Source organism: Longivirga aurantiaca (assembly GCF_042660085.1).
Taxonomy (GTDB): domain Bacteria; phylum Actinomycetota; class Actinomycetes; order S36-B12; family CAIYMF01; genus Longivirga; species Longivirga aurantiaca.
Genome location: NZ_JBHSTI010000042.1, coordinates 1 through 4,943 on the forward strand (window position 1 = coordinate 1; position 4,943 = coordinate 4,943).

At 71.3% G+C, this 4,943-nt stretch carries 5 protein-coding genes and 2 tRNA genes; 2 read left to right on the plus strand and 5 right to left on the minus strand.

The window, feature by feature from the left end:
• Positions 1 to 390 (plus strand): hypothetical protein (locus ACFQGU_RS16820; RefSeq protein WP_386768857.1); only part of this gene is annotated, 390 nt, incomplete at its 5' end.
• 38 nt (positions 391 to 428) lie between these two features.
• On the plus strand, positions 429 to 566 hold the full coding sequence (locus tag ACFQGU_RS16825; RefSeq protein WP_386768858.1) for a hypothetical protein: 138 nt from the start codon (positions 429 to 431) through the stop codon (positions 564 to 566).
• Between the two features lie 337 nt (positions 567 to 903).
• On the opposite strand, the gene ACFQGU_RS16830 is transcribed toward ACFQGU_RS16825, so the two are convergent.
• The 5 genes from ACFQGU_RS16830 to ACFQGU_RS16850 all read right to left on the minus strand — a co-directional run bounded on the left by ACFQGU_RS16830 (position 904) and on the right by ACFQGU_RS16850 (position 4,771).
• Positions 904 to 976 (minus strand) — tRNA-Arg (locus tag ACFQGU_RS16830).
• Between the two features lie 201 nt (positions 977 to 1,177).
• Positions 1,178 to 1,271 (minus strand) — tRNA-Ser (locus ACFQGU_RS16835).
• Positions 1,272 to 1,376: 105 nt separating this feature from the next.
• Positions 1,377 to 2,198 (minus strand): DUF2786 domain-containing protein, encoded by an 822-nt coding sequence (locus tag ACFQGU_RS16840; protein ID WP_386768859.1) that lies wholly within the window; start codon positions 2,196 to 2,198, stop codon positions 1,377 to 1,379.
• Between the two features lie 155 nt (positions 2,199 to 2,353).
• The gene (locus ACFQGU_RS16845; protein ID WP_386768860.1) at positions 2,354 to 4,123 is read right to left on the minus strand and encodes a SulP family inorganic anion transporter; all 1,770 of its coding nucleotides are present in this window, start codon (positions 4,121 to 4,123) and stop codon (positions 2,354 to 2,356) included.
• Between the two features lie 141 nt (positions 4,124 to 4,264).
• Positions 4,265 to 4,771 carry a hypothetical protein gene (locus ACFQGU_RS16850; RefSeq protein ID WP_386768861.1) on the minus strand — a complete coding sequence of 169 codons (507 nt, stop codon included), beginning with the start codon at positions 4,769 to 4,771 and terminating at the stop codon, positions 4,265 to 4,267.
• Between the last annotated feature and the right edge of the window lie 172 nt (positions 4,772 to 4,943).

Below are 4,943 nucleotides of genomic sequence, written 5' to 3' on the forward strand. Positions count from 1 at the left end.
CGCAGCACCTTCCAGTACTCCGCTGGCCTGGCAGGAGCGAAGCTGTTCTACGACCGGGTCTTGCCACAGAACTCGTACTCGGAGCTCACCATCACGGTGTCCGGGGTCGGCTACCAAACCAACTCCGACGTGATGGCGTTGTACTGCTCGGTCAGCAACGCGTCGGGGTGCGGCTATTCCGAGGTGTCCAATACCGGCGCGAACGCCTGGTTGCAGACGATCACCAAGACTTGGTGCCTGGACGCGACTCCCGGGGCCGAGCAGCGGATCTTGCTGTACCTCATGCCCACCGGGCTGACCAATACGGTGTACCTGCGGGATATCAGCGTCATCGTCGACGGGTCCACCACAGCCGACGGGTGCGGAGGGTCGGGCTTCCAGGTCCCCTGAACCGCACCGGGGTCCGTGGTGCGGCGTTTGATCTTCTCTTGACCCGCTCGAACGGGTTCGCGGTCGAGATCTTCCTCCAGCGCGCCCCGCATCGTGTTCGCGCTACGTGCGCGAGCCTCAAGGACCTGTGGACGCCCGCCTACTGGGTCGCAAGCGCGACCAGCAACAGCTACTGAAGCCGCCGACGTCGTCTCGCTCGCCGGCGCGCAGATGTACGTACCGGAAGCCCTAGATGCGATCGACGCCGCTGCCATCGTGGCAAGCCGTCCCGTCGCATCGCAGGACCCACGATGGCCCCACGGCGCCGCGCCAAGGCGCACATCGCCGCGACCATAGGCTCATGCCGGAGGGCCGCGGAACCAACGGGTGGTCCAGGGAGAGCCCGGGCTGCCGTCACCGCGCATGATCGAGTCACCGCCCTGGAGACGCCACGGCTCCCTGACCTGCGGAAACAACGAAGCCGACCCTGCCCGTCGGCGGATCGGCTTCATCGTGCTGCTGTCTCAAACAACGCGCGCCCGAGAGGACTCGAACCTCTAACCTTCTGATCCGTAGTCAGATGCTCTATCCGTTGAGCTACGGGCGCTTGCCTGAAGGCTGGAGAAGTCTAGCCCGAGCCCCCGGTGATGGCGAAATCCGATCCCCCCGCTCATCCGATGGGCTGCTCGCGCCCCGCAGCGCGGGATCCATCCGATGGCCGGGGCGCGGGCCTCCCACATCCGGAGGGATTCCGCCAGCAACGACGAAAGGACGCTCCCCCCACGGGGGAGCGTCCTTTCGTCGTTGCTGGCGGAGGCGGGGGGATTTGAACCCCCGAGGGGCTTTGAGACCCCAACCCGCTTAGCAGGCGGGCGCCATCGACCGGACTAGGCGACGCCTCCAGCACCGGGCCAGACGCACGAGGCGCCCGCTTCCGGCCCGGAAAGGTTACCGGACCTGCGGGGATGCTCAGTACCCGAGGATCCCCCACCGGGGCGCCGCCGAGGTCAGGCGCTCAGGGAACCCCGGTCGTCGCCGAGCCGGGCGCGGCCGCCGGCGTCCCAACCTGCCGCCATCGCCCGCTCGGAGCCCGCGCGACGCGACGGCCCGCTCCACCGGCCGCGGGCGCGCGAGGAGTCGGCATAGAAGTCGCGAACCCGCTCCTGCTTCGCCGCGATCACGACGGCCGTGCTGATGAGCTCGCCGCCGCCCCCGCTGCCGTCGGCTGCGGTCGGTCCGGCGGGGGTGGCGTACTCCTCTTCCGCCTCGCGCTCGGCGGCGGCACGGGCTGCGGCGAGCCGGTCGCCGATGCGGCCGACGTACCCGGTGTAGAAGCCGGAGCGGGCGACCCGGGCGTCCATCGGCACGGCCTCGGGCTGGCCCCAGCGGTCCTCGCGCAGCATCACTTGGCTGCGCCACGCGCCGGTGCGGATCCAAGCCGACGCCTCCGCGACCATCTGCACCGAGAGCGACCACCAGAGCGTCTTGCACGCGAGCAGGTCGCCGGCGAAGCCGTACATCACGACTCCGACCGACGACGGCAGCACGTCGACCCGCACATCGTTGGACGCCGCGATCACGCACATCAGCGTGACCAGGTGCTTCTTGAGATTGCGGTTCTGCTGCTCGTCGGAGAACACGAACCGGTCCACCTCGAGCGCGGGCGCGGCGCCGCTGGGCGTCCGGGCTGCGGCGACGGCGAGGTCGATGCTGTGCTTGGCGGCGAGGTGCTGGGCCTTCTCGATCAATGCGAGGCGCTCGTGCTCGGAGTCGGTGCTCTCGGCCTTGGCGAGCAGGGCGCCGATGCGCTCGACGTAGCGGTCGTCCATGGGGGTCCCTTCCGGCGTGGGTGGCACGGACGGCGCACCCCCGGCGCCGACCTCGAGCGGCCATCGTGCGCGAGGCCTCCGACAGTGCGGGTACGCCGTCCCAGCAGTCGGCGGAGAAGAGGACGGAACACGCCCCTGGAGGGCGCGATCTCTCCTTAGCGGATGTTCTCGGACCGGGGCTTCAGGACGCGGGCGAAGCGGTGGAAGCCGAGGGCGGCGAGGGTCGAGCGCGGGTGGGCCTTCGGATCGCGGCTCCCGGGTGCGGCAGCCGGGGGCGGCTGCACGGCGGGGTGCGCCTCGGCCCATGCCCGGTACGCCGCCACCGCGGTCGGCAGGGTCGCGTACATGTTCTCCTCGCCGATCAGCGCGGCGACGCCGTACCTCTCCATCGGGAGGCGGAGGTCGGTCTTCACCCGTGCTAACGCGAAGAGGATGCCGCGCGAGGAGAGCTCGTCGTGCAAGGCGGCGAGGGCGTCGAGGCCGGTGGAGTCGACCTCGACGTTGGCCTCGACGTTGAGCAGGAACCATCGGCAGCCCGGGGTGTCGGCCGCCTCGAGCGCCTGGCTGAAGAAGTCGTTGGAGTTGGCGAAGAACAGCGGCGAGTCGTAGCGGTAGACGACGAGGCCGGGCACCTGCTCGGCGTCGGCGTAGTCGTCGACGTCGTGCATGCCCGGGATGCCGGGGACGAAGCCGAGCACACCCTCGTGCGGCCGCGACAGCCGCAGCAGCAGCTCGGCGACCGACAGCCCGACCGCGATCCCGATGCCCGGGAGGATGCCGAGCACGACCACGCCTGCTGCGCATGCGCCGGCCACCACGACCTCGCCGAACCGCAAGCGCCAGAGGGACTCCCAGCCCTTGCGGTCGTACAGCGTCCACGCGGCGTACAGGATGATGCCGCCGAGCGTGGCCTGCGGCAGGTACGCCAGCACGCTCGACAGCGTGACCGCCGAGACGATCAGCACGACCGCGACGATCCACGAGTAGAAGCGGCTGGTCGCGCCGTTCATCCGCGCGATCGCCGTACGGCTCGACGACGCCGAGATCGGGTAGCCGCCGAACAGGCCGCCGACGACGTCGGTGACGCCGAGCGCGGTCATCTCGCGGTTCGCGTCGACGCGGTCGCCGTCTGAGAACGCGCGCGCGACGACGATCACGTCGGTGTAGGCGACGACCGCGATCGCCGCTGCGGCCAGCAGCAGCTCGCTGATCGCGCTCATCGGGATCGGCTCCCACGCGATCTGAGGCATGGCGAGCTCGAACGATCCGATGGTGTCGACGGGCAGCGTGTAGCCGGCGAGCACGCCGAGTCCGATGGCGACGAGCGTGCCGGGGATGCTGGGAAGCCACGTGTGGAAGGCGAGGATCACGCCGAGCGTGCCGAGTCCGATGGCCAGCGACCACCAGTTGACGTCGACCCCGTCGAGCAGGTCCTGCACGAAGACCACGATCGTGTCGGCTGCGACATCGTCGCCGAGCACGCGCGAGACCTGCGAGATCACCATCACGAGGGCGACACCGGTGAGGTAGCCGATGAGCACGGGCTTGCTGAGCAGGTCGGTGACGAATCCGGCCTTGGCGGCGCGGGCGGCGAGCAGGATGGCGCCGGTCAGGATGGAGACGATCCCGAGCAGCTGCGGCACGGGCAGGTCGAGGCTCGCCGCGATCGGGCCGACGGTGGCGGCGGCCATGAGCGCAACGGCCGACTCCGGGCCCAGCGAGAGCCACTTGGTGCGTCCGAGCAGCGGGTACAGCAGCAGCGGAATGAGCGCGACCGTCAGGCCTGCGCTCGCGCCGACCCCCGCGAGCTCGCCGTACGCCATCGCCTGCGGCACGAGGTAGGCACCGACGACGAGCCCGGCGATCAGGTTGCGCCCGCCCAGGTGCTCGCGCGCGAGCATGAGCACGCTGCGCGACCGGTCCATGAGAACGGATCGTGGCGGCAAACGGGGTGCCGTGTCCTGCGACTCGCAGGGAACGACTGGTTCAGCACGGGTGAACGGGCGGTGCGCGCGGCGCCGAGCCGCCGTCGGACGTCGTCCGACGGCGCGCGCCCGGCGGACGGATCAGCTGCGGCGCTCGAGGGCGACGAGGCGTCGGTGCGAGCGCCAGCCCGTCGCGATGCTCAGCAGGCCGCAGACCGCCAGGGCCGGTGCCCAGAACGGGAGGGCGTCGTTGACCGGCTGGGTCGCGCCGACCGCGAGCGACATCCCAGCCGACGCCAGAAGCACCGCTCCCCAGCTGAACGCACGCGTCCGCATCCGTCGGTCGATCGCCACCGGGTCGCCGGGGCCGACGTCCGATCTCTCCCACGACGGCACCGACTCCACCGGCTCGCCGCTCACGGTCCACGCGGCGGGCTCCACCGCCTCGGCCACGGGGGTCTCGGCCATCGTGCGCCGCGCCTCGAGCAGGCCCTGCATCCCGCGGTTGGCGTCCTCCCAGGACGCCGAGCCCTCGGGGAACCGGTCGGGGTGGGTGAGGCCGGCGAGCACGCGGAACGCGGCCTCGACCTCCGCGCCGTCGGCCTCCGGGCGCACGCCGAGCACGGCTGCCGCCGTCGCCCTGTCCATGCCGCCTCCGCGTGGTCGCCCCTCGCGAGTATGCGCCGTACGCCGGAGCCCGGCACCCGCCGCCGCACGTCATCCGCCGGCCCCGGCGCCGGCCGCGGGCCGCTCGGTGAGTCGCGTATCCGTCGTGGAGCGCGCGCTGGTTACCCGGGTAAGGCGGCGTCCTGCTGGGTGA

What these genes read in the sequence shown, in the direction of transcription:
- ACFQGU_RS16840 (WP_386768859.1), bottom strand. Translation starts at nt 2,198, where the DNA reads ATGGACGACCGCTACGTCGAGCGCATCGGCGCCCTGCTCGCCAAGGCC.
- ACFQGU_RS16845 (WP_386768860.1), bottom strand. Translation starts at nt 4,123, where the DNA reads ATGGACCGGTCGCGCAGCGTGCTCATGCTCGCGCGCGAGCACCTGGGC.
- ACFQGU_RS16850 (WP_386768861.1), bottom strand. Translation starts at nt 4,771, where the DNA reads ATGGACAGGGCGACGGCGGCAGCCGTGCTCGGCGTGCGCCCGGAGGCC.